Origin of the sequence: Hirschia litorea, assembly GCF_042665075.1 — a bacterium.
Lineage (GTDB): Bacteria > Pseudomonadota > Alphaproteobacteria > Caulobacterales > Hyphomonadaceae > Hirschia > Hirschia litorea.
In genome coordinates, this window is sequence record NZ_JBHTBR010000005.1 from 249,405 (window position 1) to 276,195 (window position 26,791).

A 26,791-nucleotide genomic window follows, 5' to 3' on the forward strand; every position below is an offset into this window, starting at 1 on the left:
GCTGGCGCTACCTCAGTTTCAATGTGGCAAGGCCAATCAGCGCGAATACCGCTGACATGATCCAAAAGCGCACAACAACGCGCGTTTCGGGCCAACCATCTTTTTGGAAATGGTGATGCAAGGGAGCCATTTTGAAAATGCGCTTGCCTTCACCTGTAAGTTTACGTGTTAGTTTGAAATACCCAACTTGCATCATCACAGAGAGCGCTTCTAAAACGAATAAAAAGCCAATAATAACCAACGCAAATTCATATTTGACAGCCACAGCAACAACGCCGAGCAGTCCACCCAAACCAAGCGATCCCGTATCGCCCATAAACACCTTAGCGGGAAATGTATTATACCATAAGAAACCCATTCCAGCGCCGATAAGCCCTGCCAACAATACGGCCAGCTCACCCGTTCCAGGCGTGAATTGAATGCCCAAATACTCCGCAAACACGAAGTTACCTGTAAGATATGCGATCAACGCATAAGCCATCGCTGCAAAAATTGTCGGAACAATCGCGAGGCCATCTAATCCATCAGTGAAGTTCACTGCATTAGCAGAACCCACAATGACGATAATACCAAACAAAATGAAGAACCCGCCCAGCGGCAAAAAGTAGTCATTTACGAACGGAATAGCGACGCCACCAGCAAAACTTTGAGGGTTAGGGTCCGCGCTTGTTGTCGGTGCCCATGTCGCAATCAGTTGAGACACATCATTTAAGGGGCCCCACTCAGCATACCCTAGTGGCGTGTGCGCGCCGTGAAGCGCCATAATAAACGCACATGCAAGACCTGCGACAACGGCCTCAACACCCAAACGGACAACACTAGATACGCCATCTGTCGATTGCTTGGCGACCTTTGCGTAATCATCAAGAAATCCAAGGATAGCAAATGTCGCCGTCACAAATAAAACCACCCAAATATATGGATTAGTTAGGTCAGTCCAAAGCAAAGTCGCGACCAAAACAGACAGCCAAATGATGAACCCACCCATTGTCGGCGTGCCCTGTTTGGACATTTGCGCCTCAAGCGACAAATCACGAATAGGCTGGCCCTTACCCTGACGCGCACGCAACCAATTGATCATCATGTCGCCAAAAACAACACCCACAAAAAGCGCGGTCAGAAGAGCCACTCCAGACCGAAATGTCAGATAGGTAAACAGGTTGAAAAAACCAAAATCTTCCGCCAGAGGTGTAAGATATAGATATAGCATTTATGCACCTCCTATTTTCATTGTGGACATTTGGTCGTTTCTTTCTTCCGGCTCTACAGCCTGATTTTTCAGGGTCTTGGCTATTTCCCCTATTCCGGATGCATTCGAGCCTTTAATCAAGACGACATCACCAAAAATTAACGATTTATTAACCATTAATAATAGCTCTTTTGCAGTTGACGCCCAGAATATCCTCGGTTCGTTCTTTTGATCGCTAAAACAGTTACGTAGGGGCAACATTCCTTCGCCCGCTAAATACACTTCGGAAACTCCCGCAGCGAGCAACGGCTCTTTCAAATCTGCGTGCAATTGTTGCGCGTCACGGCCCAACTCACGCATCTCACCTAACACAGCGATTTTACGACCTTTGCGTTGCCCCAGCGCCGCAAGACCAGCCCGCATGCTTTCTGGATTTGCATTGTAGGAATCATCTAGCAATGTGATCTCACCTACCGGCAATTTCAGTTTCTGTGCTCCGCCACGCCCCGCAGGCGGCACATACCCTTTCAGCCCATCCGCAGCTTCTTGTGCAGTCAAACCCGACAATCGGCCAACCAATATCGCCAATACCGCATTCATTCCCCAATGCGCGCCAATTGCATTGACCTCAAACGCAACAACTTCACCCAAAATATCAGCCGTCCCGCGTGAGACATCGCCATCAGCTTCAAACGTTAAGAGACATGCATCCGCACCGCTTTCTTTACCGCCAAAAGAAAGCAATTGCGCTTTCGGTTGAAGGTCAAAAGCACGCGCCTTCATATAGTCAAAAAAGGCATCTTCACGCGGCAAAACAGCGACGCCATTTACTTCCAGACCAGAGAAAATATCAGACTTTTCATCAGCTACGGCCTCAATCGTCCCCATACCCTCAAGGTGCGCGCCCGCTATCTTAGTCACGATCGCAATTTGCGGCCTTACCATATCTGAACGAGGGCCAATTTCGCCCGGCGTATTCATACCAATTTCAAAAATAGCACGCTTCGTATCGCGCGGCATACGCGCCAATGTCAGCGGCACACCAAAATGATTGTTGAATGATTTCACATTCCAATGCGCTTTACCCTTGGAACGGAAAATTTGCGCAATCATCTCTTTCGCGCTGGTCTTCCCAACAGAACCTGTTATCGCAGCATGAATTGCTTTTGATCTTGCGCGAGCAGCCAAGCCAAGCTTCTCAAGTCCTTTGAGCGTGTCATCCACACAGACATTGGCGACATCCATATTCTCTTGAGACACAAGACACCCGCTTGCACCCAATTCCACAGCTTTGGGAATAAAGTCGTGACCATCACGTTGATCTTTAAGCGCAACAAACAAATCGCCCGCCTGAACTTCACGACTATCAATGGAGATGCCTTTGACACTCCACTTTCCGTTGGCGTTTCCACCAGTCGCTTCAGCTATTTCTTTTGAAGTCCAGAGCGTGTGGGGCATTTATTTATACTCCACTTTCAATTCAGCGAGAGCAGACAAAGCAGCCTCATGGTCAGAGAAAGGCAAAGTCACACCTTTAATTGTCTGCCCCGTTTCGTGCCCCTTACCTGCAATCATCAACACATCGCCTTTTTTCAAACGACGAATACCCTCTTTGATCGCTTCAGCACGGCCAGCAACTTCTGTTGCCTCCGGTGCGCCGGCCATAATTGCCGCACGAATAGCAGCAGGATCTTCTGAGCGAGGATTGTCATCTGTTACAATGACTTCATCGGCAAATTTCGACGCGATTTCTCCCATAATCGGGCGCTTGCCTGCATCACGATCACCACCGCACCCGAACACACAGATCACGCGACCAACAGCATGGGGGCGCGCAGCGCGCAGAAGGGTATCTAAACCATCAGGTGTGTGCGCAAAGTCTACATATATACCAGCACCCGATGCGGTCTCAGCAACCAATTCCAAACGTCCTTTGACGCCTTTAAGTTTTTCCATCGCTGCAAAAACAGCCTCTGGGTCAGCTCCGATTGACATTGCCAACCCGGCCGCCGCCAATGCGTTAAGCGCTTGAAACTCACCAATCAATGGCAATTTCACAATTGTCTCTTTATCGCCTTCAGCCGTTTCCCACTGTAGACGCAAGTTTTGCCCAGTATTGCGCGGTGTTATCTCATCAATCCACAAATGATCCCCGCGCCAACCCACTGTAAATGGAACCAATTTTGCCTTTTTCGCGACCTCTAGGACTTTATCCTTCATATCGCTATCAGCGTTGATAATGGCTGGTGAACCTTCGGGTAGAAGCTCGGAAAACAACTTCATTTTTGCGTCAAAATAATCGCCTAAATCCTTGTGGTAATCCAAATGATCTTGAGACAAATTCAAGAACGCACCCGCAGCCAGCTTCACGCCATGCATCCGATATTGCGCCAACCCATGCGAAGAAGCCTCCATCGCGCAATGAGTCACTCCCTCATTTGCTAAAATGGCAAGCGTCGACTGTATCGCCACCGGATCAGGCGTTGTATGTCCTAGCTCCACAGCCCCAGACGGCGCAACAGCACCCAAAGTTCCCAAGGATGCTGCCTCAAACCCTAACTCAGTCCAAATTTGACGCAAAAAATCGACCGTGGATGATTTTCCATTTGTACCCGTCACAGCCACCATTGTTTCAGGTTGTTTGCCGTAAAACGCAGCAGCAGCTTTGGCAAATTCCAACCGCGGTTCAGCCACCTTTATAACTGGCACTTCCCACTGGCCGTCACGCTCATCCGTAAGAATTGCGATTGCGCCCTTATCTATTGCTGCCTGAATAAAATCACGCCCGTCGGAAACCGTCCCTTTAAGAGCTGCAAAAACAAAACCTTGCGCAACCTTACGGCTATCACATGTGATCCCTGTAAATTCCCAATCAGGTGCACCATTAAATACTTGATTCAGTTTCATAACGCCCTCTTATCTGAGACTGCGCGAACGCCAGACGATTGTTCGGAAATAGAAGGATGCTTCTCCAGAACCGGAGCTACATCTAACATTGGTGCTATCCGCGCTATTAAACGCCCCGTAACCGGAGCCGCATTTAGCGCTGCGGTTTTACCTTCACCCGCAAGCGCTTCCGGCTCATCCAATACGATTAAAACGACATATTCTGGGCGAGACGCAGGAAAGAGCGACACAAAAGAACAAAGATTGCGATCGGCATCATAACCATTAGGACCAGGCTTCTCTGCGGTGCCTGTTTTCCCTGCAACTTCATATCCATAGACATCTGCGCGCGTTCCCGTTCCTTCAGAAACCGTAACGCGCATCATTTGCGCGATCACGCGGGCAGTTGGACCAGACACAACGCGCTTTCTAGAAATCTCGTCAGTTGGTTCAGCCTCAACAAAGCGCGGACGCACCATTTCACCATCATTGGCAAACGCCGTGTAGGCAGCTGCTAAAGCCAATGGCGATACCGCAAGACCGTGCCCGTAAGAAATTGTGGCTCCCGTCAATTCATTCCATTCGGCCGGAAGCAATGGTGCAGCCGTTCCAGGATAAACGACCTGCGGACGCGACAACAAACCAAGGCTATCAAGAAATTCCTTATGACGCCTCAAACCAACTAATTGTTCAATTTTTACAGTTCCCACATTGGAAGAGTGCGCCAATATATCTGTAACACTCGCCGTGGAGCTAATCGGGTGATGATCTTTAATCGTCATCGAACCGATTTGCACTGTCTTTGTTATATTAAAAGTCTCTGTAGGGCGCACAACACCTGCATCAAGCGCCGCTGCAACAGTTAAGGGTTTAAAAACAGAACCTAGCTCAAAAACAGCACCTACAGCACGATTTAAACGTTCATTTTCAGATGCATCACCCGCTCTATTAGGCTCTATTGGAGGCCATGATGCGATTGCCCGCACTGCGCCAGTATTAGCCTCAATGACAACACCTGACCCACCCTTAATATTGTACGCATCTGCGGCAAATTTCAGCTCATCTTCCAGCGCAAACTGCACGCCAGTATCAATGGTTAGGCGTAGAGGCTTTCCACCCGTTGCAAGCCTGTCTTGGTGAGCTAATTCAATACCAGCAATGCCTTTTGAATCGACATTTGTATACCCGATCAAGTGCCCAGCAAGCGAACCACCAGGATAGATACGTTGCACTTCTTTTTCAAAGCGCAAGCCTTCGAGTCCTAAATCATAAACAGCCTGACGTTGGCGCGGAGACAGCTTGCGCCGTATCCAAACAAATTTCCGATCAGGGTCTTCCAAGCGCTCAACAAGTCGTTCAACATCTAAATCAGGAAAGACTGTTGCCAGCCCCTCAACGACTTCACGCGCATCCCAAATTTCATCTGGTGCAGCAGCTAGACTATCTATGGTCAAAGAGGTCGCGAGAAGGTCCCCATTGCGATCAACAATGTCAGCACGTTTGGCCGCAGTCTGAACCCGCTGAGATGCAACACTCGTTTCAGCCACCCCACCAACAGCAATCGTCGTAGCGCGCCAAGTAACCACGCCAAACACAAGCGCAACCACACCCGCAACACTCACAGTACGAAGTGCAGCCCAGCGGTCACCCGCACCGTCAAAACGTAAAGAGCCAACAAAAGAGTGGGCAAGCCTCATAACCACCCTCCCGATTGCGTTTGTTCGCCAATCACCTCAGCAGCACTCTGCGTGTCAGAGAGTTTTTTCTGAAGCGCTGTTTCGCCTGTAATTTGCTCAGGACGCACAGGCCCCATACCAAGTTTTTCCGCTGCCAGAGGCCCAATACGTTCAGGACGAGATAAATGCGCCTCTTCAGCTTTTAGGACACGCAACTCCTCTTTTTCAGCGGCAATTTCCCTCTTGAGTTGCACAATATTAAGCTCAGAATTCTGCGCACCTTCTTTGGCGCGGTATACCGACACCGCGAGAAGACCCGTCACAACAAGAGCAATTGCAATCAACCCTTTCATGGAAGCAGAGCCTCCAATACATCCAATGTTGGAATGCGAGAATTTAATCCCGTTTTCTCACCCCAAGCAGGCGCATCCGTACGAATTGCCCAACGTAATTTTGATGAACGTGATCGTGGATTTTCAGATACTTCTTCATCCGTTGGATCAATCGCTTTACGCGCGATCAATTCAAACGTTGGCAATGAACCCGCTGGTGCCTCAGGCGCATGACGAGACCCTCCACCCATCGCACCCGCACGCTCACGGAGAAAGGTTTTCACAATACGATCTTCTAATGAATGGAAGGTCACGACCACAAGACGACCACCCGCCTTAATAATCTCCTCGCTTGCGACAAGCGCCTGCACTAACTCTCCCAATTCATCATTCACGTATAAACGCAATGCTTGGAAAACACGGGTTGCAGGATGGGTCTTTTTCCCGCGTCGACCTCCAACACTCGATTCAATCAAATTCGCCAAATCAAGTGTACGAGTGAAAGGCGCTTCTTCACGACGCTTCACTATAAATTTCGCAATCCGGCGCGAAGCCGGCTCCTCTCCATAATAATGGAAGATCGCGGACAAGTCTTTTTCAGAAAGCAAATTCACAGCATCAGCAGCAGAGGGACCACGCTGCTCCATGCGCATATCCAGAGGACCATCACGCATAAAGGAGAAGCCACGCTCGGCCTGATCTATCTGGTAGGAGGAGACCCCCAGATCCAACATGACACCATCAACATACTCATAACCAGCGGCGCGAGCAGCAAGATCAAGCTCACCGAAACGCCCTGGAGCCGGCTTCAAACGCGCATCTTTACCTGCATGATCCCATGCGCGCCTCATCGCATCTGGGTCACGATCAACGCCGATTACAGCACAATCAGCGACAGCCAATACAGCCCGAGAATATCCGCCTCCGCCATATGTGCCATCAATATAAACACTACCATCAGTTGGAGCCAACGCCTCAACAACAGGTTCTAACAAGACAGGAATATGAGTACCTTCAGTGGTCACGCGGCGTCCTCGTCTTCATCAAAATCAAAGTCAAAATCAAGCGCTTCGATCAAATCACCGCTCTCGGCAGCAAGCTCCATAAATTCAGCTCGCTTCGCCTCTAGACGTTCCTTAGACCAAATCTCAAAACGCTCACCCAGCCCCACAAAAGCAACTTCGCCCGTGATACCAGCCGCATCTACAAATTTTTGTGGAAGCACGATACGGCCACCTGCACCATCAAACTGTAGTTCCTTACATTCACCCAAAATACCGTATTCCAACGCCTGACGGCGAGGGTCCATTGGCTTCATTTTGCGGATGGATTTGTAAAGACCATTCACCAGCTTCTTACTCCCACCTTCTAGACAATCTTTGCTCTTACCAAATGATGGCCACACACAAATCACATCATCACCACCCAAAGCTTTCCTAAAAGACGCAGGCACAGAAACCCTGTTCTTCGCGTCAATTTTGCTTTCGTACGTGGAGAGAAACATGCCCCGTTAATAGCCCTAATGAGTGATAATTTTGCCCAAAAACGCGAGCGTTTACACATCACCCCAAATGCAACAGCCCAGCCTCGGAGTGATTATTAGGGATACCATGGGAACTCATGGGACGTCGACCCTTTAAAGGATTTATTAACTTTATTTAGCAGAGAACATTTAGCAAACATAATAAGAACTTGGAAAATTGCCTGTTAATAGCCTGTGGATATTAAGAATTTCGGCTCGGATTTTCATCCCAATTCCCAAAACGGGACACCTTTTGTCATTTTCAGAACCTCAACAACAGAACCCGCCTAAGATCGCCAAAAAACACCGAATATAGACGCAAAATCAAAAGTAACCACAAAATATTGAGCAATTACCGTATTCGCCTCGCATGGCACATTATGTACAAATGCCGACAAACAAGCCATTCCCACAAAATCCCCAACAGAATTTGGTGTTCCCCCGATAAATTCTAAATTTTAATGAAAATTTTCTATTTTTCCGCTCGTCAGCCCGAGATATGGCATATCATTTGGAAAATCACTTCAATGATTCTGACTAGATGACCTATAAGCCGGGTTCTGTCCTCCGATAAACGGATGAGCGACCATTCATCTAGGATGACCTTTACAGATCACCTCATGCGACCAACCCGAACAGCACGCAGAAACGCATGTGGAGTAAACTCCCCCTGTTCCTATTCGGTCTTGCTCCAAGCGGGGCTTGCCATGCCAGCTTTGTTACCAAAGCCGCGGTGCGCTCTTACCACACCCTTTCACCCTTACCTTCAGCTTGCGCGTCCGGCGGTATCCTTTCTGTGGCGCTATCCCTCAAGCAGTGCGTATAAATACACCTTGCTTGGGCGGGCGTTACCCGCCGCCTTGTTTCTGTGGAGCCCGGACTTTCCTCTCGCAACAAATTGCCAGCGATCGCTCAGCCACCTAGTCAGGCTTCGCACATACCAAAGCACAGGCGTAAAGACCAGCTAATTTCTAAATTTGCGATAAAGGTCCGCTATCTGGAACACACGGGCCAACGTATCAACACACGCCTCCCCTGTTACATTTTCGGGCATCCACCTTTGCTGAAACGCAACCATGAAATCTCGCACTTCTTGCGCGTCTGGTTGCTCACTTATGCCATACCCGATATCCGATAGCATGTGCAAATGCCCAACACTCAGCGCCCCTTCATCAGAGACGGGCCATAAGCCAATCTCGTTTTCAGCCAACCTCTTCCAAGGAAACTTCTCTCCCGGATCAAGCTTCCGCCCCGGTGATATATCAGAGTGGCCGATTATATTATCAGCGTTTATAGCGTGACGCCCCACTATCTCCTTGCACAACTTTACCACTGCAAGAATCTGCACGTCTGGAAAGTCAGGCAACCCATAATCATGGCCACCGTTCACAATCTCCACGCCAATGGATCGAGAATTTATATCCTCAAGACCACACCAACTTCCCACACCCGCATGCCAAGCACGCTTACCCTCATCAACCAACTGAAAAACGCGCCCGTCTTCTTCGACCATATAATGCGCTGCAACTTTTGCGTCAGGGTCACACATGCGCGACAATGCAGCTTGACCAGTTTCCATGCCCGTATAATGCAAAACGAGCATCGACAGTGGCTGCCGACGCTCGTCAAAATTTTGACTTGGTGTTTGGATTATCTTCAAAACAGCACCACTAAGGTCACACTAGAAAAAACGCCTAAGCGTCTGGCTCAATAACCCAGCCATCAGCTGTTTTATGGGCTTCTAATGTCTCACCCGATGATGATTTTTTAGATTGGCTTTGTTTTTGTGCTCCAAATACATGCGCCTTAGCAGAACTTGAAAATCCTGCACCAGACTCACGCATTGTCTCGCTACCTCTCGAACCACGCGTCACACGCACAGCCAAGTTCAAGAAAACCGCTGCCATAGCAATTAATAAACCAATGAAAGTTGTCGCGACAAGCGCAGCACCTGCCGCAAACACCACGAAAAATCCAAACCCGGCTCGCGCTATCCAGCCGCTAAACCGGCGGATATAAAATGCAAAGCGTGAAAAGAAATCATGTGTAGATGCAGATAGGGTCATTTTATGTCTCTGAGTTGGGGATACAATTTAAGATGTGTGCTCAAAGTCTTTTCGTCAATTGGGACTGATTAGAATTCCTCTTTCTGCGCGAATTCTTGCGAAGGCAGAGGTGATGGCCGCTGCTTTTTCATGCGCAACGCCTTCATAATCATCAGAAGCTTTCTTTGTGGCAACAATACGATCAGGATGATGATCCATCATTAATTGTCTATATGTACGCCGTACCTCATCATAATCCGCCCCATGGGGCAGCCCTAACACTTGATAGGGATCATCCTTGTCGGTTCCCATATGCGCTGCTTGAATGCGCCTAAAATCGTCATCAGAGAAACCAAATGCTTCAGATACAGATTTTAGATATTCCAATTCATGTAGCGTCATTATGTTGTCTGCCAATGCAATCTGAAACAAGCCGTCCAGAATTCCTTCTAGCAGGCAAGGGCGATCCCCATATCGGCGCGCTATCTGCTTAGCATAGGCCTCATAGCCACGCACAGTTTGACGCGCGAGATTAAACACACGTCGAACGGAATCTTGATCTTCTGGCGCAGCCCTGAAGACACGTGAAAACATTTCCACTTCATCTTCAGTCACCAACCCATCAGCTTTTGCAAGCTTTGCGCCCAACCCGACGATTGCAGCTGTAAAGCTCACATCTCCGGGATCAGGCCCGCAAGACGCATCTGCTGGCATAATCTCCCGACCACAACCAGACCTCACATCATATTTACTGTTCGGCACACGCGCCATCGCTGTAGAGCCTGAATCAGGCACATCAGTTACTGGCGCAAAAAGCGTGTGGGCGATATTCGCCAATCGAGTCCAAATGCTCATAAAGTTACTATGCCCGAAAATTCCGAGCTTTTTAAGACCCGATCACGCAATATTGATGGTTTAACGCTTCTGTCGCAGTTTAGTTTCACGCAATGCCTCGGCATTATCAGCAACAGCATCTTTCAATTCAGCCATTTCTTCACGCATGGACTTAATAAGCATCACAAGCTCAGCACGCTCAAGATGAGCTTCCTCTTGACCCTCTTTAAGATCATCCGCGACCTCTTCCATTTCCTGAACCTCTTCGCGAAAATCATCATTCAAAGATTCAACGATCAACGCCATAAACAAGTTCAAAACAGCAAAACTCACAAACACAATATATGTGAGGAAGAACATCCACGCATACGGATGCCCCGCATCCATAACTGGCTGCACCACCTCCATGCGCCAACCATCCATAGTCATGACCTGAAATAACGACAGAGCGCTTGCAGGCAAAGAGCCAAACAGCACAGGATTGGTTTCTGAATATAGCGTAGTCGCCATCACAGACGCGACATAGATCATCAAGCCCAGCACTGCCAGAATCGCCCCCATTCCCGGAATAGCCCGCAGCAATGCCTCCACAATCCGTCGCAACATAGGCACTATCGAAATCAGTCGAAGCACACGCAATACCCGCATCGCGCGCAAAACAGATAATGGACCCGCCCCAGGCACCAACGCGATAGACACGATCGCAAGGTCAAACACATTCCAACCGCTTTTGAAAAAGCCCCAACGATACGCAATCAATTTTAGACCAATTTCCATTACGAAAATGCTAGTCACAATACCATCAAAGGCATGCATGGCTCTCACCCAGCCAGTTGGCCACACATCATAAGTGCCCATACCTAAAGTGATTGCGTTCACCACAATGATCACTGTGATAAAAGGCGCAAACCATTTATGCTCAACAACGGATATAGCCCACTTGCGAGCACCAGATAGTTTTTTATCTTTGGTCAAATCTACACTACTCATTGTATTGAATTACCCGATAGGCTGTGTTGTTGCGATACGTTCCATTCCAGCAATTAGCGGACGCCCCGCTCCAATTGCTGCTTGCACAGAAGGCAATTGCAAAGATGCAACATGACTGGCCTCATCCTTCCAGACCTCAGTGACCCAAAGCACATTCGTATCCGACGCACACAATCCAATCACATAACTTACGCAATTGGGCATATCACGTGTTCCATCTCGCAAAATCTGCGCAAGCGCATCACGCTCGCCTGCGACGGCAGTTATTTTTCCGATGAGTCCGTACAAGATAGCCCCCGCAATTTACCATGAATGAAACCTGCTGGTGACTATGCAAAATTGTACGCAGAAAAACTAGAGCAAATTCACGTACAATCCACCCTTAACAAAGATGTAAGACTAAACTGGAACACCTCGTATCATCTTCGTTTTTGGATTAGGAGGTGTGATCAGCCACAACCAGCCACTCTCCCGCTTGTTTCTCTAGGATCAATGTAAACAACCCACCGACATCCCCCTCTTTTGGACGCGCCAAAAACCATCGACCAAATACCATAGCATCGGTATCAGTGAACACGCGCACCTCCTGAATTTCCATGGAAATCTTTCCCATCTTTTCAGGTGTATCATAGCGCGATTTATAGCGGCTAAGTGTTTCATCATACCCCCAAGTGATATTATCACCGGATGCAAAACGCAGATTTTCCGAAGGAAGATACCCCTTCATGAAGCCATCTATATCGCCATTATTCCAAGCCGCGTTCTGCTGTTTCAGCAAAGCACGAATTTCAAAATCAGCTTGCTTCTGAACTTTCTTAAACGCAGCAACGCGCACTTGCTCAACTAAAATTGGATCTGGCGCAGTTGCACACCCACCCAATATCGCAAATCCCAATACAACCGAACCCAAGATGAGTGATGCACGCTTCATGAAATCTTCCCCTTCACAATTATTTCAAGGATAAACGGATTTCACACCAAAATACTAGCTGCATTCACTTTAAAACGGCGCTCAGCTTTATCATTCCCCTTATTGGATATTCACTTTCAGAAAAAACACCTCCTGAACAACGGGCTTCCCATCCGAGACCTTCGGAGCAAATAACATTCTAGGCACATGCTTCTCAATAGACTTTGCAACCGCTTCTTCCTCGCAGACGGCCTTTGCGTTCATTGGTCGCCCATATTCAGAAATACTGAATACAACATCACACTTAGACTTTGGGATATCTCCCCCTCGAAAATCCTGCCTTAAATAGAAAAGCGTTCTATCGCGTAGCGCAATGGCATCTCTATCAGCCACGAATATAGACGCATCATGCGCATCCCGATTAGCGTCCACCCATTGGGTCAATTGATCAAAGAAAACAACGTCTCTGCCTTTTTGCTCAAGGAACTTCCGCATAACTGGCATAAATTTTTGAGCGGAGGCAAAATCGCTTATCGCGACCGCAGACTTATACCCAAAGTCCGCAATATCATAACGCTGCTGACATCCTAGCTTATCATCCATTAATTCGCTTGCGATCGTGAGGGCCTTGGAAAACTCTCTCTCATCATGTGCCAGCTTTAGAGCCAGCTCGACGAGGCTTACATCCTTGTTAGACCGAAAATTCATACACTTTGATTTAGCCCAATTTGGGCCCTCAAATTCGCTTTTAGCCTCCGCAAAAGCAGAACTGTTCCACGAACAAGCCATGCTCAAGAGCGCTATCCACATAATTCTCATATGCATCTTCCCCAACAAATTTTGGGAAAGATTAACCACCTCAAACAACACGTCAAGGTAGTTTTATGCTACCTTAGCGGCAAATTTACAGGGCATTAGGGTCGTAATTCAGGATAGGCCCAAGCCAGCGTTCGGCTTTACGAAGCTCCCATCCCTTACGCTCCGCATAGCTCTCAACTTGGTCTTTTTCGATCCGTCCAACGGCAAAATATGCTGTCTCTGGATGAGCGAAATAAAGCCCTGACACAGATGCAGGCGGTGTCATCGCAAAGGATGTTGTCAATTCAACACCTGTACGCTCTGTTGCTTCCAACAACTTAAACAGAGTTTCTTTTTCTGTGTGATCCGGTTGAGAAGGATAGCCCGGGGCCGGTCGAATACCATCATATTCTTCCTTCACAAGCGCCTCATTATCAAACGCTTCGTTAGGCGCATAACCCCAAATGGATTTACGCACACGCTCATGAAGCATTTCAGCAAATGCTTCTGCAAAACGATCCGCCAATCCTTTTACAAGTATAGAAGAGTAATCATCTCCCGCTTCAGCAAACTCTTTAGCTTTCTCATTCTCACCATGCCCAGCAGTTACCACAAAACCACCGAGCCAATCAGCGCCCTCACCTTTGGGTGCGATATAGTCTGATAGTGCTGTCTGACCCCGATCATTTTCTTTGATCATTTGCTGACGGATTGTAAAGAAGCGTGCAGCTTCCTCATCGCGCTCTTCCGAATTCCAAACGACAATATCATCCCCGTCAGCATTTGCAGGCCAAATGCCAACTACGCCCTTACAAGTCAGCCATTGCTCGCCAATCAAACGCTGCATCATCGCTTGCGCATCGGCCCACAATGTACGCGCAGCTTCTCCGCGTTTTTCGTCTTCAAGTATCGCTGGGAAAGAGCCCTTCAAATCCCAACTCATGAAAAACGGTGTCCAATCAATATAACGCGCCAATTCAGCTAGATCGACATCTTCAATTGTTGTCAGTCCAGGGTTTAATGGTTTAGGCGGTGTGTATGCAGACCAATCAATCTTCGTTTTATCAGTGCGCGCCTCTTCAATCGGCATACGTGGCTTCGCAACACCACCAGAACGACGTTCACGAATGCGCGCAAAATTGGCTTTTGTGTTTTCCCAGAATGCTGGACGATCTTCATCTGAGAGTAACTGACCAACCACAGGCACAGCACGACTTGCATCCAAAACGTGAATAATCGGCGCAAGGTTGAAGACTGGCTCAATCTTAACCGCAGTGTGCGCAGGACTTGTCGTCGCTCCACCAATCATAAGCGGCAATTTAATATCCCGTCGCTGCATCTCAGCCGCCACAAATACCATCTCGTCGAGCGATGGCGTAATCAGACCTGATAGCCCGATAATATCCACCTTTTGTTTGATGGCCTCTTCCAGAATTTTTTCCGCTGGAACCATCACACCAAGGTCGATAATCTCATATCCATTACAAGCTAAAACCACACCCACAATATTTTTCCCAATATCGTGTACGTCACCTTTCACGGTCGCCATCAAAACTTTACCGTTAGACTCGTCTTGCGTGCCCAGCTCTTCTTTCTCTTCTTCCATGAAAGGAAGCAAATGCGCGACAGCCGCCTTCATCACACGCGCAGATTTCACCACCTGCGGAAGGAACATCTTACCTGCCCCAAACAAGTCCCCTACCACGTTCATACCGTCCATCAACGGCCCCTCAATCACATGCAGAGGACGAGCAAAGCTCAAGCGAGCCTCCTCGGTATCATCAACGATAAATTCTGTAATCCCACGCACTAAAGCATGCTCAATCCGCTTCTCTACAGATTGTTCTCGCCAAGACATATCCTTGACGACTTCAGCGCCTTTTTGTCCGCGATATTTTTCAGCCAAATCAACAAGACGTTCAGTACTATCAGCACGACGGTTCAAGATAACGTCTTCAACAGCCTCACGTAGATCAGCGTCAATATTATCATAAATATCAAGCTGGCCTGCATTCACAATCCCCATATCCATTCCTGCGGGAATAGCGTGATATAGAAATACAGAGTGCATTGCGCGGCGTACCGGTTCATTCCCACGGAAGGAGAATGACACGTTTGAAAGACCACCAGATATATGACAACCCGGGCATTCTTTACGAATCCTGCGCGTAGCTTCGATAAAATCTACTGCATAATTATTGTGCTCTTCGATACCTGTAGCGACAGCAAAAATATTAGGATCGAAAATAATGTCGTTCGGATCAAAACCGACTTTCTCGGTCAATACCTTGTAAGCGCGGGTACAAATTTCAACCTTGCGGTCTTCCGTATCCGCCTGCCCAACTTCATCAAAAGCCATCACAACAGCCGCCGCCCCGAAAGACATCACCTTGCGTGCATGCTCAATGAATTGCGCCTCTCCTTCTTTCAAAGAAATAGAGTTTACAATGGTCTTGCCCTGCACACACTGAAGACCAGCCTCGATAACGTTCCATTTAGAAGAGTCGATCATTACAGGCACGCGCGCAATATCAGGCTCTGCTGCGATTAGATTCAAGTATGTGATCATGGCCTTTTCGCCATCGAGCATACCCTCATCCATATTCACATCAATAATTTGCGCACCATTCTCCACTTGCTGGCGCGCGACATCTACTGCGGTGGCATAATCGCCTTCAAGGATGAGTTTTTTAAAGCGGGCAGAACCTGTGACATTCGTGCGCTCACCAACATTGACGAAGCTAGCTGTAGGTTTGGTCATTTTTCGTCTTTCGTTTGGGTATCTGCATCAGATTTTCCACTGACATCATTTTGTTTTTGATCAGGGCCATAATTACCCAATGCCTGCACAAAGGAGACAATCGCCATTACAGTCGCAAATCCTGCAAGGATAATTTTCATAGTGTAGGAGATATCCAAACTCTCAGCACGCGTAAACACGATATAAGCAGCCACCCCCCACGCCACAGCCAACGCCATGCGTAGCAAGAAACGCCCTATTTTCGCTTCACCAGATTCAAGCAGTTTAGACGGATCATCACTCATGAAATTCACCTAGCTTAATACAAATGGCTCAAGGCCAGCCAAGCGCATAGCTGGATCAATTTCAGGTACTTGCCTTGGCTTACTTGCTCTCACAGCCTTGGCAATAGCATCTATGTGCGCCGGCGTCGTGCCGCAACACCCACCCAACACGTTCACAATTCCATCTTTTGCCCACGCTTTAAGGTGTGTTGCCTGCTCGTCTGGCAAAACATCGTATTCACCAAACTCATTTGGTAAGCCTGCATTTGGGTATGCCAACACACGTGTATCTGCCACACGCGATAAAGCCGCCACATACTGACGCATCAAATCTGCACCTAGCGCACAATTAAGCCCTATCGCCCATGGCTTCGCATGACGTACAGAATACCAAAATGCTTCCGTTGTTTGCCCTGATAAAGTGCGTCCTGATGCGTCTGTAATCGTACCCGACAATACAATCGGACGCGTCTCACCTGAATCAAATTCCCAATCTTTTACAGCCTTGATCGCAGCCTTCGCGTTCAAGGTATCGAATATAGTTTCGATCAGAAACACATCCGAAAACTCAGCCATGGCAACAACTTGCTCATAATAAGCTTTGCGGACATCTTCAAAGGTCACTTCGCGGAACCCCGGATCATTTACATCCGGTGAAAGAGAGAGCGTTTTATTCGTTGGCCCTATCGCAGACCAAACAGCCTTAGGGCTATCTTCTGTCTCAAACTCATCCGCAACTTCACGTGCTAATCTAGCACCCTCACGCGCTATTTCGGCGGCAAGGGATTCAAGTTTATAGTCAGCCTGCGCTATTGTTGTTGCGGAGAAGGTATTTGTTTCAGCAATGTCAGCACCTGCATTAAAATATCGCCGATGCACTTCTTTAACAGTTTCAGGCTTCGTGAGGTTGAGAAGGTCGTTATTACCTTTCAAGAAGCGATCCACATCCTTAAATTGCTCACCTCTAAAATCTTCTTCAGTGAGCTTAAAGGTTTGAAGCTCCGTTCCCATAGCTCCATCTAGGATCAGAATGCGCTCATCCGCAATCTTGGTGATTTTTTCTAATCTTTGCTCGCGGTTCATGTCTTTGCCTCTTGTGGCTTCACACCAAGCAATCGACATGTCGCAAGCGACAGCCCAGCACGGTTCATTGTATAGAAGTGAAAGTCTTTAACACCTTCTTCCACTAGCTTGTTGCAAAGCTCGGCAGTTAAATGTGCTGTAACCAAATCTCTAGTCTCAAGATCGTCTTCTAGACCTTCATATAGATCAGCATATTTCGGCGGCAGATACGCCCCACACATATCAGCCATACGTGAGAGACCTGCAAAATTAGACTGCAACATGATACCGGGCACAATCGGTTTATCTATACCCGCCGCTTGCGCTTTATCACGGAAACGCAAAAAGGTTTCAGGCTCGAAGAAAAACTGCGTAATTGCGCGATCTGCACCAGCATCAAATTTGCGTTTTAGATTTGTAAGTTCATCTTGCAGACTACGCGCTTCGGGATGACTTTCAGGGTAGCATCCGACAGATATGTCGAAATCTGCTATTTCCTTGGCACCCTCTATCAAATCTGAAGCGTAGCTATAACCTTCTGGATGAGGCGCATACTTAGCCCCGATACCCTCTACAGGGTCTCCGCGCAAAGCAACGACACTCTTAACACCTCTATCCCAATAGCTCTGCAAAACGCTATTCACATCACTCTTGCTTGCAGCCACACATGTTATGTGTCCTGCGGTTTTAATCGAATTTGCCGTATCAGATGCGATCTTACCAACAACATCTAGCGTACGTTCCCGAGTAGAACCTCCAGCCCCATATGTTACAGACACGAATTTGGGGGCCAAAGGCGCAAGCCTCTGCACAGAATCCCACAAACGCTGCTCCATCGCATCCGATTTCGGCGGAAAAAATTCAAATGATATATTGAGATTGCTCACGCGGTTTCTTTCTTTGGGGTCAAATTCGATGTTTGAGGTAATGCTAATTTAGTTGCAGTCCAAATATTGACGGAAAGCCCTTCTTGATGGGTATCCAATGATGTTTTTGGAGCATCAAAGGTCTGGCTAAGACCTTGCTTCAAATCAGCCATCTCGCACCAATCTGCAAAGTAGCTATCATCAAACCCCAGATGTCTATGCGCTTGATCCCGTCTAAGATATTCAAGTTCATGAGGCGCAAAATCGACAACCAGCAAGCGCCCTTCCGGCTTCAACAACCGACTCGCTTCCATAATGGCTCGCTCAGGTTCATCAAGGAAATGCAGAACTTGGTGAATGATAACAAGATCAGCACATTCATCATCAAAGGGCGTACTTGTGGCATCTCCGTGCCGCACACCCACATGACTAAATTGGGGGCCAGACAAGTTTGAGCGGGCAATCGTGAGCATCTGATGCGATAGATCTATTCCATCTGCCATGTGAGCCTTCGGCGCGAACAAAGCCAACATCCGTCCAGTGCCTGTTCCCATATCTATAACGCGCTCAAAAGTGGCATCGCCAACAATATTCAACACAGCAGCTTCAATCTCGCTTTCAGGGTAATGCAATGCGCGAATTGCATCCCACTCTTCAGCGGATCGCTCAAAGAAAGAAACAGCCTCTTTCTGACGCGCTGCTCTGACTTCATCTAAGCGAGACAAATCTCGCAAAACACCTTTATCCTCTTGGTCCACCAGCGAAAGAATAACATCCACTAATTTACGGCCCGCTCCTTTGCGAGGTAATTTGTAAAACACCCATGCCCCTTCCGGCATGCGCTCAACCAATCCCGCCGATGTTAGGAATTTCATATGACGCGACAATCGTGGCTGGCTCTGACCAAGTATTTGGGCTAACTCACCCACAGAAAGTTCACCTCGACTCAATAAGACAAGCACGCGCGCACGGGTAGCCTCTCCTGCTGCCCGCAAACTATCTACCATTTGATCTAAACAATAATGCTCCATATTCCCATATAAACATATCTTTATATGATCTATCAAGCAAAATTGTTCGTATTCATTCCATTGTCAGCATTAATCTATAAACTTCTATGTTCTAAGACTACTGACATGTTTCGACAGGCCATTAGATATTGTGACCTTTTAGAAACAGCCTACAAAGAGATATCGCCCAGCCTATTGAAATTAGTTCTCATTAGGCACATATGCCAGCCTAATGTGAGGGGAATATTGGTTTATGATGAAAATAGCATCGATTTCTGCCTTAACAATCTTAGGATTGGGTGGATGTGCATCGACAGAAGTCGCTGCGCCGGGGACAGTGTATGACCCTTACGAAGGGTTTAACCGTCGTATGTTTGCCTTAAACAACACACTTGATAAGGCAATTCTTGAACCCACAGCCAAAGGCTATCGCTTTGTCACGACGGAAGACATGCGCGAAGGCTTTTCAAATGCATTGGCAAACCTCAAAGAGCCCGTCACCTTCGCCAACGAAATTCTTCAAGGCGACTTTATAGATGCCAGCAACACCGTTGGCCGCTTCGCACTAAACTCCACCTTAGGTGTCGTTGGTTTAGTTGATGTTGCAGGAAGCTTGGGAATTGAAAGAAAGTCAGAAGACTTTGGCCAAACGCTAGGTAAATGGGGCGTTGGAGATGGCCCTTATTTGGTATTGCCTATTTTAGGATCAACCAATCCTCGCGATCTGCTCGGAACAGGAATCGACTCCGCATTCCAGCCCCTTAATTATGCCCAATTTTCTGGCGATACAGAGTTCAGAATTGGACGAAGCGTTTTAGGTGTCGTATCTGGACGCGAGAAATTAATAGAACTCATCGCTGATTTACGCGAACAACAAGCCGACCCCTATACTGCAGCAAGGCGAATTTATGGCCAAACAAGGGACGCCGCCATTCGAAATGGCGCAGAAGACCCTAATGCGTACGAAGATTTGCCTAATTATGATGAATACTAAAGATACCAACTGTTAAGGGCCTCTAGGAGGGCTTCCATGACTATTCTTAAAAAAATTACCGCTCTCGCACTTGCCAGTACTTTTTTAGCTGGCGCAGCCCTCGCCGACCAGAAAGCTGAGGCTTATGTTGAAAAAAATGCTAACATTGTTCTACACACATTAAACCAGCCCTCACTAACACGCGAAGACCGCACGGCCCAATTTAACAGCTATATGAATACATTTGCTGATATGGATAAAGTCGCCCGCTTTGCTGTTGGTCGTTATGGACGCCAATTCACAGACGCTGAATTCCAAGCCTATTCGAAAGCTTTCATCACATACGCTCTAGCTGTGTATGAAGTCCAATTGGATCGCTTCCGGGGTGAAGAAATTGAAGTTGTTGGATCTGTAGATTTGCGCCCTGGTGATTCCGTCGTGAAAACGCGGATTCTAGCACCGAACACAGGTAAAAAATTCAATGTCGAATGGCGTGTACGTCAAGAAAAAGGCTCTGACACATATAACGTGCTAGATGTGGCGCTTAACATTGAAGGAAGCCAAATATGGCTTGCTCAAGAACAGCAAGCACAGTTTGTTTCATTGCTCGACCGCTCTAATGGTAGCGTTGAAGCACTTATTCAACGCATAAATGAAATGACAGCCAAGCTGAATGCAGAAAAAGACCTCAATTCAGAAGCAACAGCACTGAACTTGAACTAATAATTCATTTTCGAAACCATCTTTTATAAAAAAGCCCAACGACTAGAGTCGTTGGGCTTTTTTATCAGGCTCGATCAACAGATATTCTAAACGTCTAAGTATACGCGATTGCGTCCATTATTTTGTGATCCTTTTGGCGTCACAACGGGTTCAGGTTTTTCACCGTTCAGCTCGCGCTGTTCTTCAAGCGCATGACGTACAGCAGATAACATTTCTTCTGCCCCATAAGGCTTATACAACAACGCATTCGCACCATGGCTGCGCGCTGTTTTTAACTCCCGACCCGCGATATCAGAACCATCCGTTCCGCCCGTCATAGCCACCAACGCAACATGCGGCCAAACATCTCGCACGAGTTTGATAACCTCATGGCCATCCGTCCCCGGCATAAAGAGATCGGTTATAACGACATTGACCTGATCATAGCTAAGGCGCTCAATTGCATCCTGAGCATTATCAAACACAGTCACGCGATACCCATTAGGGCGCAATACACCCGCAGCAACTTTTCCACACGTCCGGCTGTCATCAATCACTACAGCGTGGAGTTTCGCCGCCCCACCCGCACGGATTGACGCAACATCATCCGCAATAGACCTTGCTTCTTCAAGCCCAAATGGCTTTCGCAAAACCAGTTTTACACCGCGTTCTCGCGCCTGAACCAAACCACTATAGTTGTCCGTTGAATCTGCTGTCATCACACCAACAACGGCTTCCGGCCATCGTTTACGCACATCATCAATCAACTCAAGGCCTGAGATACCACCATAATTGATATCAATCAGAACAAGATCAAAAGTAGCGTCAAACAGTTCAGGCTTACCTTTATATTCGCGTACAGACAGAGCAATCATGCACTCGCAACCAGCCTGCCCCAAAATGGACGACATAATCTTAGCTTGCGTCGCACTATCTTCTAGTAAAAGACACTTAATTGCTTGCATCATTCTGCCCCAAAGCATACGCCAAATTGGCCCTCTCGGATTCAGAGTTTACCCAGATTGCCCTAATATTGAGCTAACCAATTCACAAAATTCGTTATACTTTGCGATATCAAAAGGCGAAAACTCAACCTCTCCAACCCATTCGGGCGCTAGATACAATTTAAGGCTGCCACAACATTCCCCCACCTAATTCAAAGGCTGCGCAGGAGATAATTGATGGCAAGCAAACTAAGGCGTCATTTTAATCAATAATAATTAGATATAGCATGAAGTTAGATACACGCTTGCTTTCCTCTCCAAATGCGACTGAAATTCCAATGTTCACATAATGCAGTGAAGAACGGCATAATTGGAGACTGAAAAATCATGGACCATGCCGGGCAAGATATTCTGATCAAGGACGTCATTGTTTTTCTCTTTGCCGCAGGGCTTGTCGTGCCCACCTTACGATATTTCCGCGTGCCAGCCGTTTTAGGCTTCATTTTGGCCGGTATCGCCCTCGGCCCAATGGGATTAGGTGCCTTTACGCATCACTGGCCATTGCTCGAATATGTCACCATGAGCGAGTCAAAAGCCGCTGCCCCCTTTGCGGAACTAGGCGTACTCTTCTTGCTTTTTCTTATCGGGTTAGAACTCTCCTTCGAGAAACTTTGGGCAATGCGGCGACTTGTGTTTGGTTCCGGCACAATTCAATCAGCAATGAGTGCACTGATCATTGCAATCGCAGCATATCTACTTGGCCTTAGCGCACCTGCTGCAACTCTTATTGGGCTTGCCCTTGCTTTGTCTTCAACTGCAATCGTCATGCAAATTCTCATTGGAGAGCACCGTGCAGCTTCTCCTGCTGGCCGCACTGGTTTCAGCGTTTTACTATTTCAAGATATTCTTGTCGCACCGATTCTTATTCTTGCAGGCTTCCTCTCACACACCACCGCCCCCAGCTTATCGGGTGCAATCTTTCAAGCTGCATTCAATGGTCTATCCGCCATAATTGTTATTCTCTTCATTGGGCATTTTTTACTACGTCCTCTTTTTAGACTCGCAGCAAATACTGGCGGACGTGATTTCTTAATTGCCACTACACTTCTCACCGTTGTAGGTGCTGCCGTCCTCACTGCTAGCGCTGGTTTATCACTGGCTTTAGGCGCTCTACTCGCGGGACTTATGCTTGGTGAAACAGAGTTCAAACATCAAACGGAAGTCGATCTAGAACCCTTCAAAAGCTTATTATTGGGACTGTTCTTTATGACAATCGGCATGGGGTTAGACCTACATGCGATTTGGGATCAATTTCCTGTCATTCTACTTGGTTTAGTAGGCTTACTCTCAATTAAGCTCATCATCGCAATCATTGCATGCCGCATCTTTACGGGAAAACTATCTACCGCACTTGAAGCAGCGTTTTTATTAGCACCAGCAGGCGAATTTGCTTTTGTTGTACTCGCCGCAGGAACAGCTGGGAGCGTTATTTCACAAAATGACGCCACTATCGTTACCGCCATTGCCAGCATATCAATGATGATCATTCCCGCATTTTCAACACTTGGACAACTTTTTGCTAAACGATTTGATAAACAAACACCAGAAGATGCAGAACCTCTTAGTGATTATTCAACCCTTGAGGGACATGTTATCATTGTGGGGTTAGGTCGCGTTGGACAAACCGTCGGTCACATTCTCAAATCCGAGAAGACCGAATTCGTTGCATTAGAAAATCGGCCTCAACGCGTGAACATACTAAGAAGGGAAGGCTGGCCTGTATATTTGGGTGATGCATCGCGTAAAGAAATACTCGAAAAGGCGGGCGTCATGGGAGCTGCTATGACCGTCCTAACACTTGATGATGCTGGATCGATTGAATCTATGGTTAGAGCCGCAAGGCAGTTACGCACAGACATGCCGATCATCGTGCGCGCCAAAGATGCAATCCACGCCCGTCAACTCTACAACGCTGGGGCAAATTTCGTTGTCCCAGAAGCTATTGAAGCAGGCCTTCAGTTGGCTTCACGAACACTACGCGAATTTGGGTATGATGGGGAAACATGCCGAGATTTAATCGCACATGAGAGGGACAGAGAATATAAACTTGCAACACAAGAAACAAAAAAATGACAACCGACAACACCCCTCAGACGCCTACAATATCCACGAAACTTGAGAACGAAATACAAGACTATTTCAATAGATATGCTGAGGCATTTTCTAAATTCGACTTTCAAACCGTCAGTAAAATGTGGTCTCTTCCCTGCCTTGTAACGTCAAACAAGAACAGCCTCTCCTTCACTGACCGAAAAGTATTTGAAGAAAACCTCAACAAAATGGGAAATTTCGGTAAGTCAGTTGGAATAACGCTCGTTCAGAAAATTGTCTTTGAAATCTTCCAGATAGCTCCCGAAACACTTAGCGTTAGAACCCGCGATACAAGTTTCAACAAGGATGGGGAAGCTATAGTTGGATGGGAACAAACATATATATTGCAACACATTGATGACCAATGGAAAGCAATCGCAACCGTTGCCAGTGGTGAAGTGACAAGTTGGGCAGCAAAAGACACCCCACTCGCGCCCAAAATCGCTTCTTCTGACAATATACTACTTGATTAAAAAAAAGGGGATGTAAGCCAAACCTACATCCCCCTTTTTTATATATCACTTAAAGCAGCAACCTAATCACGGCTAAATTTCTGGAAGGTTGGACGCTTAGGTGCAGCCCCCTCTTCACCCAGACGTTTTTTCTTGTCTTCAAGGTAAGATGAGAAATCACCTTCAAACCATTCCACATGGCTATTACCTTCAAACGCAAGAATGTGCGTACACATACGGTCAAGGAACCAACGATCGTGCGAGATGATAACAGCACACCCTGGGAAGTCATCCAAACCTGCCTCAAGCGCTTGTAGTGTTTCCACATCAAGATCGTTTGTCGGCTCATCGAGGAGAAGCAAGTTTCCACCTTCTTTAAGCATTTTGGCAAGGTGTACACGGTTACGCTCACCACCAGATAGCTTACCAACGATTTTAGACTGGTCCGTCTTGCGGAAGTTGAACGCAGACACATAAGCACGTGAGGACATTTCCACACCGCCAATGTCGATATAATCCAGCCCGTCAGAAATTTCCTGCCAGACATTATTCTCATCATTCAAACTGTCACGAGATTGGTCGATATAACCCATCTGCACAGTATCACCGACCTTGAAAGTTCCTTCATCAGGAACTTCTTTACCTGTGATCATTTTAAACAATGTTGTTTTACCCGCACCGTTTGGACCGATCACACCAACAATGCCACCCGGAGGCAAACGGAAGCTTAGATCTTTGATCAATAAGCGGTCGCCGTAGCCTTTATAAAGCCCTTCAGCTTCCACAACCACACTACCCAAACGCTCTCCAGGAGGAATACGAATTTGAGCTGTTGTAATTTTCTCTTTTTCCGCCGCTGATGCTTTTTCATTATAAGCAGACATACGTGCTTTAGATTTAGCCTGACGCGCTTTAGGGGATGAACGCACCCACTCAAGCTCTTTATTCAGTGTACGTTTACGACCCGCTTCTTCACGTGCTTCTTGCTCCATACGTTTGGCTTTTTGCTCAATCCAACGAGAGTAATTGCCTTCATATGGAATACCTTGGCCGCGATCTAGCTCCAGCATCCATGTGGTGATCTGGTCAAGGAAGTAACGGTCGTGCGTCACGAGGATAACACAGCCAGGGAAATTCATGAGATAGTTTTGAAGCCAATCAACAGTGGTCGCATCAAGGTGGTTGGTCGGTTCATCCATCAATAGCATGTCAGGCTTAGACAGAAGCAATTGACAGATCGCAACACGGCGTTTCTCACCCCCAGATAAAGGCGCAACCAATGCATCGCGAGGCGGACAACAAAGCGCATTCATCGCCATCTCGATTTTGGAATCGATATCCCAAGCATCCATCTGGTCTACTTGCTCTTGCAGAGCCGTCATCTCTTCCATCAATTCGTCTGAGTATTCCTCAGCCATTTTCATGGAGATTTCGTTGAACTTATCAAAAGCTTCTTTTTCCGGACAACCAACGATCACGTTTTCCCAAACAGTGTCACCATTATCCAGCTGCGGCTCCTGAGGAAGGTATCCAATTTTCGCACCATCAGCTGCGCGTGCTTCCCCGCCATATTCTTTATCCACGCCCGCCATAATGCGCATAAGCGTAGATTTACCCGCACCGTTGGAACCCACAACACCGATTTTCGCGTCTGGCAAAAATGATAGGTGAATGTTTTCAAATACTTTTTTGCCACCTGGATAAGTCTTGGACAAACCTTGAAGCTGGTAAACGTATTTAATAGCCATGTGCGCTGATAACTCTTCTAATCGGGGATGAATTGAGACCAGAGTTAATGCCGGAAATAAGTGCGGAAAGCAAGTGGAGCACTTCAGAAACAATATTTCAAAAATCTCCTTGAAAATCCCCGTTAACCAAAACTCTCCCGCACCATTTTAACGACATGTAAAACACATTCGAGCATATATAGTCGCACGATATATTACTTGATTTCATTAGAAAAATTAGGCTCGTGTTTTAATGTCTCGCATTCAAAAACTCATTATTGCGATTAGCATTACACTCGCAGTCATCGCCGCCGGATTTACATGGTTCAATAAAGGGACACCGGCAGCCTACCAATCTGTCAAAGTACAACCTCAATATTATATGCCGCCGGATATTCAGCCCAATTGCGTCAACGAATTTGGCTGCAACATAAAAACACGTGTTCCCCTATGGCTTCAAAAACACCTCACTGAGGTGGAAATTGAGACTCAAAGTCAAAATCAGGTTGTTATTGTAAAAACAAATATGGCCGTTTTAAAAAGCCTCGCCCATGGTTTGTTCATTGGCTTACTCTTCTATGGCATCCTTTATGGTGCCAACCTCACGATACGTTTGATCATCAAGCATAGAAGAGCAATTATAGATTACTTTAGATCACAGCTAGCATGGGCCAGAGCATAAACACACCCTGCCCGAT

Annotated in this window: 26 protein-coding genes and 1 other RNA gene; 5 read left to right on the forward strand and 22 right to left on the reverse strand. The window is 47.2% G+C overall.

From position 1 onward, the window contains the following. Positions 1–7: 7 nt before the first annotated feature. The 20 genes from mraY to ACFQS8_RS10020 form a co-directional block, all read right to left on the reverse strand. Positions 8–1,210, reverse strand: a complete 1,203-nt coding sequence (gene mraY / locus ACFQS8_RS09925; protein WP_382167171.1) for a phospho-N-acetylmuramoyl-pentapeptide-transferase — start codon at positions 1,208–1,210, stop codon at positions 8–10. Continuing rightward, entirely contained in the window at positions 1,211–2,647 is a 1,437-nt protein-coding gene (locus ACFQS8_RS09930) for a UDP-N-acetylmuramoyl-tripeptide--D-alanyl-D-alanine ligase (RefSeq protein WP_382167172.1), read from the reverse strand. After that, entirely contained in the window at positions 2,648–4,096 is a 1,449-nt protein-coding gene (locus ACFQS8_RS09935) for a UDP-N-acetylmuramoyl-L-alanyl-D-glutamate--2,6-diaminopimelate ligase (RefSeq protein WP_382167173.1), read from the reverse strand. Continuing rightward, a complete protein-coding gene (locus ACFQS8_RS09940) occupies positions 4,093–5,772 on the reverse strand; it encodes a peptidoglycan D,D-transpeptidase FtsI family protein (protein WP_382167174.1) in 1,680 nt (559 codons plus the stop codon). The genes ACFQS8_RS09935 and ACFQS8_RS09940 overlap by 4 nt, the downstream gene beginning before the upstream one ends. After that, positions 5,769–6,104 carry a cell division protein FtsL gene (gene ftsL, locus ACFQS8_RS09945; protein ID WP_382167175.1) on the reverse strand — a complete coding sequence of 112 codons (336 nt, stop codon included), beginning with the start codon at positions 6,102–6,104 and terminating at the stop codon, positions 5,769–5,771. Before ftsL ends, ACFQS8_RS09940 begins: the two co-directional genes overlap by 4 nt. Continuing rightward, positions 6,101–7,108: a 16S rRNA (cytosine(1402)-N(4))-methyltransferase RsmH gene (gene rsmH, locus ACFQS8_RS09950; protein WP_382167176.1), complete on the reverse strand. Its 1,008-nt coding sequence runs from the start codon at positions 7,106–7,108 to the stop codon at positions 6,101–6,103. The genes ftsL and rsmH overlap by 4 nt, the downstream gene beginning before the upstream one ends. Continuing rightward, on the reverse strand, positions 7,105–7,587 hold the full coding sequence (locus ACFQS8_RS09955; RefSeq protein ID WP_382167177.1) for a division/cell wall cluster transcriptional repressor MraZ: 483 nt from the start codon (positions 7,585–7,587) through the stop codon (positions 7,105–7,107). The genes rsmH and ACFQS8_RS09955 overlap by 4 nt, the downstream gene beginning before the upstream one ends. A gap of 551 nt (positions 7,588–8,138) precedes the next feature. Continuing rightward, positions 8,139–8,529, reverse strand: an RNA gene (rnpB, locus tag ACFQS8_RS09960) — RNase P RNA component class A. A gap of 40 nt (positions 8,530–8,569) precedes the next feature. Beyond that, a complete protein-coding gene (locus ACFQS8_RS09965) occupies positions 8,570–9,265 on the reverse strand; it encodes an N-acetylmuramoyl-L-alanine amidase (RefSeq protein ID WP_382167178.1) in 696 nt (231 codons plus the stop codon). 34 nt (positions 9,266–9,299) lie between these two features. Continuing rightward, positions 9,300–9,671 carry a hypothetical protein gene (locus tag ACFQS8_RS09970; RefSeq protein ID WP_382167180.1) on the reverse strand — a complete coding sequence of 124 codons (372 nt, stop codon included), beginning with the start codon at positions 9,669–9,671 and terminating at the stop codon, positions 9,300–9,302. Between the two features lie 54 nt (positions 9,672–9,725). After that, positions 9,726–10,505, reverse strand: a complete 780-nt coding sequence (locus tag ACFQS8_RS09975) for a TerB family tellurite resistance protein (RefSeq protein ID WP_382167181.1) — start codon at positions 10,503–10,505, stop codon at positions 9,726–9,728. 60 nt (positions 10,506–10,565) lie between these two features. Beyond that, a complete protein-coding gene (locus ACFQS8_RS09980) occupies positions 10,566–11,474 on the reverse strand; it encodes an ion transporter (RefSeq protein WP_382167182.1) in 909 nt (302 codons plus the stop codon). 9 nt (positions 11,475–11,483) lie between these two features. Next, positions 11,484–11,762: a putative quinol monooxygenase gene (locus ACFQS8_RS09985; protein WP_382167183.1), complete on the reverse strand. Its 279-nt coding sequence runs from the start codon at positions 11,760–11,762 to the stop codon at positions 11,484–11,486. 148 nt (positions 11,763–11,910) lie between these two features. After that, positions 11,911–12,405: a YybH family protein gene (locus ACFQS8_RS09990; protein WP_382167184.1), complete on the reverse strand. Its 495-nt coding sequence runs from the start codon at positions 12,403–12,405 to the stop codon at positions 11,911–11,913. 99 nt (positions 12,406–12,504) lie between these two features. Next, positions 12,505–13,092: a hypothetical protein gene (locus ACFQS8_RS09995; protein ID WP_382167186.1), complete on the reverse strand. Its 588-nt coding sequence runs from the start codon at positions 13,090–13,092 to the stop codon at positions 12,505–12,507. 196 nt (positions 13,093–13,288) lie between these two features. Continuing rightward, positions 13,289–15,943, reverse strand: coding sequence for a methionine synthase (gene metH / locus ACFQS8_RS10000; protein WP_382167187.1), 2,655 nt, complete (start codon positions 15,941–15,943; stop codon positions 13,289–13,291). Beyond that, entirely contained in the window at positions 15,940–16,227 is a 288-nt protein-coding gene (locus tag ACFQS8_RS10005) for a hypothetical protein (protein ID WP_382167188.1), read from the reverse strand. Before ACFQS8_RS10005 ends, metH begins: the two co-directional genes overlap by 4 nt. A gap of 9 nt (positions 16,228–16,236) precedes the next feature. Further along, on the reverse strand, positions 16,237–17,289 hold the full coding sequence (locus ACFQS8_RS10010) for a homocysteine S-methyltransferase family protein (RefSeq protein ID WP_382167189.1): 1,053 nt from the start codon (positions 17,287–17,289) through the stop codon (positions 16,237–16,239). After that, positions 17,286–18,155 carry a methylenetetrahydrofolate reductase [NAD(P)H] gene (gene metF, locus ACFQS8_RS10015; RefSeq protein ID WP_382167190.1) on the reverse strand — a complete coding sequence of 290 codons (870 nt, stop codon included), beginning with the start codon at positions 18,153–18,155 and terminating at the stop codon, positions 17,286–17,288. The genes ACFQS8_RS10010 and metF overlap by 4 nt, the downstream gene beginning before the upstream one ends. Further along, complete coding sequence (locus tag ACFQS8_RS10020) at positions 18,152–19,165, reverse strand: ArsR/SmtB family transcription factor (RefSeq protein ID WP_382167191.1); 1,014 nt, start codon at positions 19,163–19,165, stop codon at positions 18,152–18,154. The genes metF and ACFQS8_RS10020 overlap by 4 nt, the downstream gene beginning before the upstream one ends. Positions 19,166–19,397: 232 nt before the next feature. Here ACFQS8_RS10020 and ACFQS8_RS10025 point away from each other — a divergent pair, with 232 nt between their 5' ends. Together ACFQS8_RS10025 and ACFQS8_RS10030 are read left to right on the forward strand one after the other, a co-directional pair. Next, the gene (locus ACFQS8_RS10025) at positions 19,398–20,138 is read left to right on the forward strand and encodes an MlaA family lipoprotein (protein WP_382167192.1); all 741 of its coding nucleotides are present in this window, start codon (positions 19,398–19,400) and stop codon (positions 20,136–20,138) included. 36 nt (positions 20,139–20,174) lie between these two features. Then, positions 20,175–20,840, forward strand: a complete 666-nt coding sequence (locus tag ACFQS8_RS10030) for an MlaC/ttg2D family ABC transporter substrate-binding protein (RefSeq protein WP_382167193.1) — start codon at positions 20,175–20,177, stop codon at positions 20,838–20,840. 86 nt (positions 20,841–20,926) lie between these two features. Here ACFQS8_RS10030 and ACFQS8_RS10035 read toward each other — a convergent pair whose 3' ends face one another. Then, on the reverse strand, positions 20,927–21,787 hold the full coding sequence (locus tag ACFQS8_RS10035) for a response regulator (RefSeq protein WP_382167194.1): 861 nt from the start codon (positions 21,785–21,787) through the stop codon (positions 20,927–20,929). Between the two features lie 363 nt (positions 21,788–22,150). Here ACFQS8_RS10035 and ACFQS8_RS10040 point away from each other — a divergent pair, with 363 nt between their 5' ends. Beyond that, the gene (locus ACFQS8_RS10040; protein WP_382167195.1) at positions 22,151–23,896 is read left to right on the forward strand and encodes a cation:proton antiporter domain-containing protein; all 1,746 of its coding nucleotides are present in this window, start codon (positions 22,151–22,153) and stop codon (positions 23,894–23,896) included. Next, a complete protein-coding gene (locus tag ACFQS8_RS10045; protein ID WP_382167196.1) occupies positions 23,893–24,387 on the forward strand; it encodes a hypothetical protein in 495 nt (164 codons plus the stop codon). Before ACFQS8_RS10040 ends, ACFQS8_RS10045 begins: the two co-directional genes overlap by 4 nt. 62 nt (positions 24,388–24,449) lie before the next feature. On the opposite strand, the gene ettA is transcribed toward ACFQS8_RS10045, so the two are convergent. Next, positions 24,450–26,114, reverse strand: coding sequence for an energy-dependent translational throttle protein EttA (gene ettA / locus ACFQS8_RS10050; RefSeq protein ID WP_382167197.1), 1,665 nt, complete (start codon positions 26,112–26,114; stop codon positions 24,450–24,452). 232 nt (positions 26,115–26,346) lie between these two features. On the opposite strand from ettA, the gene ACFQS8_RS10055 reads away from it, so the two are divergent. Next, a complete protein-coding gene (locus ACFQS8_RS10055) occupies positions 26,347–26,775 on the forward strand; it encodes a hypothetical protein (RefSeq protein ID WP_382167198.1) in 429 nt (142 codons plus the stop codon). Positions 26,776–26,791: the final 16 nt, after the last annotated feature.

Excerpts from the sequence above, each read along its gene's own strand:
- ACFQS8_RS09990 (WP_382167184.1), bottom strand. The coding sequence starts at position 12,405 with ATGAAGCGTGCATCACTCATCTTGGGTTCGGTTGTATTGGGATTTGCG.
- ACFQS8_RS09975 (WP_382167181.1), bottom strand. The coding sequence starts at position 10,505 with ATGAGCATTTGGACTCGATTGGCGAATATCGCCCACACGCTTTTTGCG.
- ACFQS8_RS10035 (WP_382167194.1), bottom strand. The coding sequence starts at position 21,787 with ATGATGCAAGCAATTAAGTGTCTTTTACTAGAAGATAGTGCGACGCAA.
- ACFQS8_RS09935 (WP_382167173.1), bottom strand. The coding sequence starts at position 4,096 with ATGAAACTGAATCAAGTATTTAATGGTGCACCTGATTGGGAATTTACA.
- ACFQS8_RS10025 (WP_382167192.1), top strand. The coding sequence starts at position 19,398 with ATGATGAAAATAGCATCGATTTCTGCCTTAACAATCTTAGGATTGGGT.
- metH (WP_382167187.1), bottom strand. The coding sequence starts at position 15,943 with ATGACCAAACCTACAGCTAGCTTCGTCAATGTTGGTGAGCGCACGAAT.
- ACFQS8_RS09930 (WP_382167172.1), bottom strand. The coding sequence starts at position 2,647 with ATGCCCCACACGCTCTGGACTTCAAAAGAAATAGCTGAAGCGACTGGT.
- ettA (WP_382167197.1), bottom strand. The coding sequence starts at position 26,114 with ATGGCTATTAAATACGTTTACCAGCTTCAAGGTTTGTCCAAGACTTAT.
- ACFQS8_RS09955 (WP_382167177.1), bottom strand. The coding sequence starts at position 7,587 with ATGTTTCTCTCCACGTACGAAAGCAAAATTGACGCGAAGAACAGGGTT.
- ftsL (WP_382167175.1), bottom strand. The coding sequence starts at position 6,104 with ATGAAAGGGTTGATTGCAATTGCTCTTGTTGTGACGGGTCTTCTCGCG.
- ACFQS8_RS10020 (WP_382167191.1), bottom strand. The coding sequence starts at position 19,165 with ATGGAGCATTATTGTTTAGATCAAATGGTAGATAGTTTGCGGGCAGCA.
- ACFQS8_RS09970 (WP_382167180.1), bottom strand. The coding sequence starts at position 9,671 with ATGACCCTATCTGCATCTACACATGATTTCTTTTCACGCTTTGCATTT.
- ACFQS8_RS10055 (WP_382167198.1), top strand. The coding sequence starts at position 26,347 with ATGTCTCGCATTCAAAAACTCATTATTGCGATTAGCATTACACTCGCA.
- ACFQS8_RS10045 (WP_382167196.1), top strand. The coding sequence starts at position 23,893 with ATGACAACCGACAACACCCCTCAGACGCCTACAATATCCACGAAACTT.
- ACFQS8_RS10005 (WP_382167188.1), bottom strand. The coding sequence starts at position 16,227 with ATGAGTGATGATCCGTCTAAACTGCTTGAATCTGGTGAAGCGAAAATA.
- ACFQS8_RS09980 (WP_382167182.1), bottom strand. The coding sequence starts at position 11,474 with ATGAGTAGTGTAGATTTGACCAAAGATAAAAAACTATCTGGTGCTCGC.
- ACFQS8_RS09940 (WP_382167174.1), bottom strand. The coding sequence starts at position 5,772 with ATGAGGCTTGCCCACTCTTTTGTTGGCTCTTTACGTTTTGACGGTGCG.
- mraY (WP_382167171.1), bottom strand. The coding sequence starts at position 1,210 with ATGCTATATCTATATCTTACACCTCTGGCGGAAGATTTTGGTTTTTTC.
- ACFQS8_RS10030 (WP_382167193.1), top strand. The coding sequence starts at position 20,175 with ATGACTATTCTTAAAAAAATTACCGCTCTCGCACTTGCCAGTACTTTT.
- ACFQS8_RS10040 (WP_382167195.1), top strand. The coding sequence starts at position 22,151 with ATGGACCATGCCGGGCAAGATATTCTGATCAAGGACGTCATTGTTTTT.
- ACFQS8_RS10010 (WP_382167189.1), bottom strand. The coding sequence starts at position 17,289 with ATGAACCGCGAGCAAAGATTAGAAAAAATCACCAAGATTGCGGATGAG.
- ACFQS8_RS09995 (WP_382167186.1), bottom strand. The coding sequence starts at position 13,092 with ATGAATTTTCGGTCTAACAAGGATGTAAGCCTCGTCGAGCTGGCTCTA.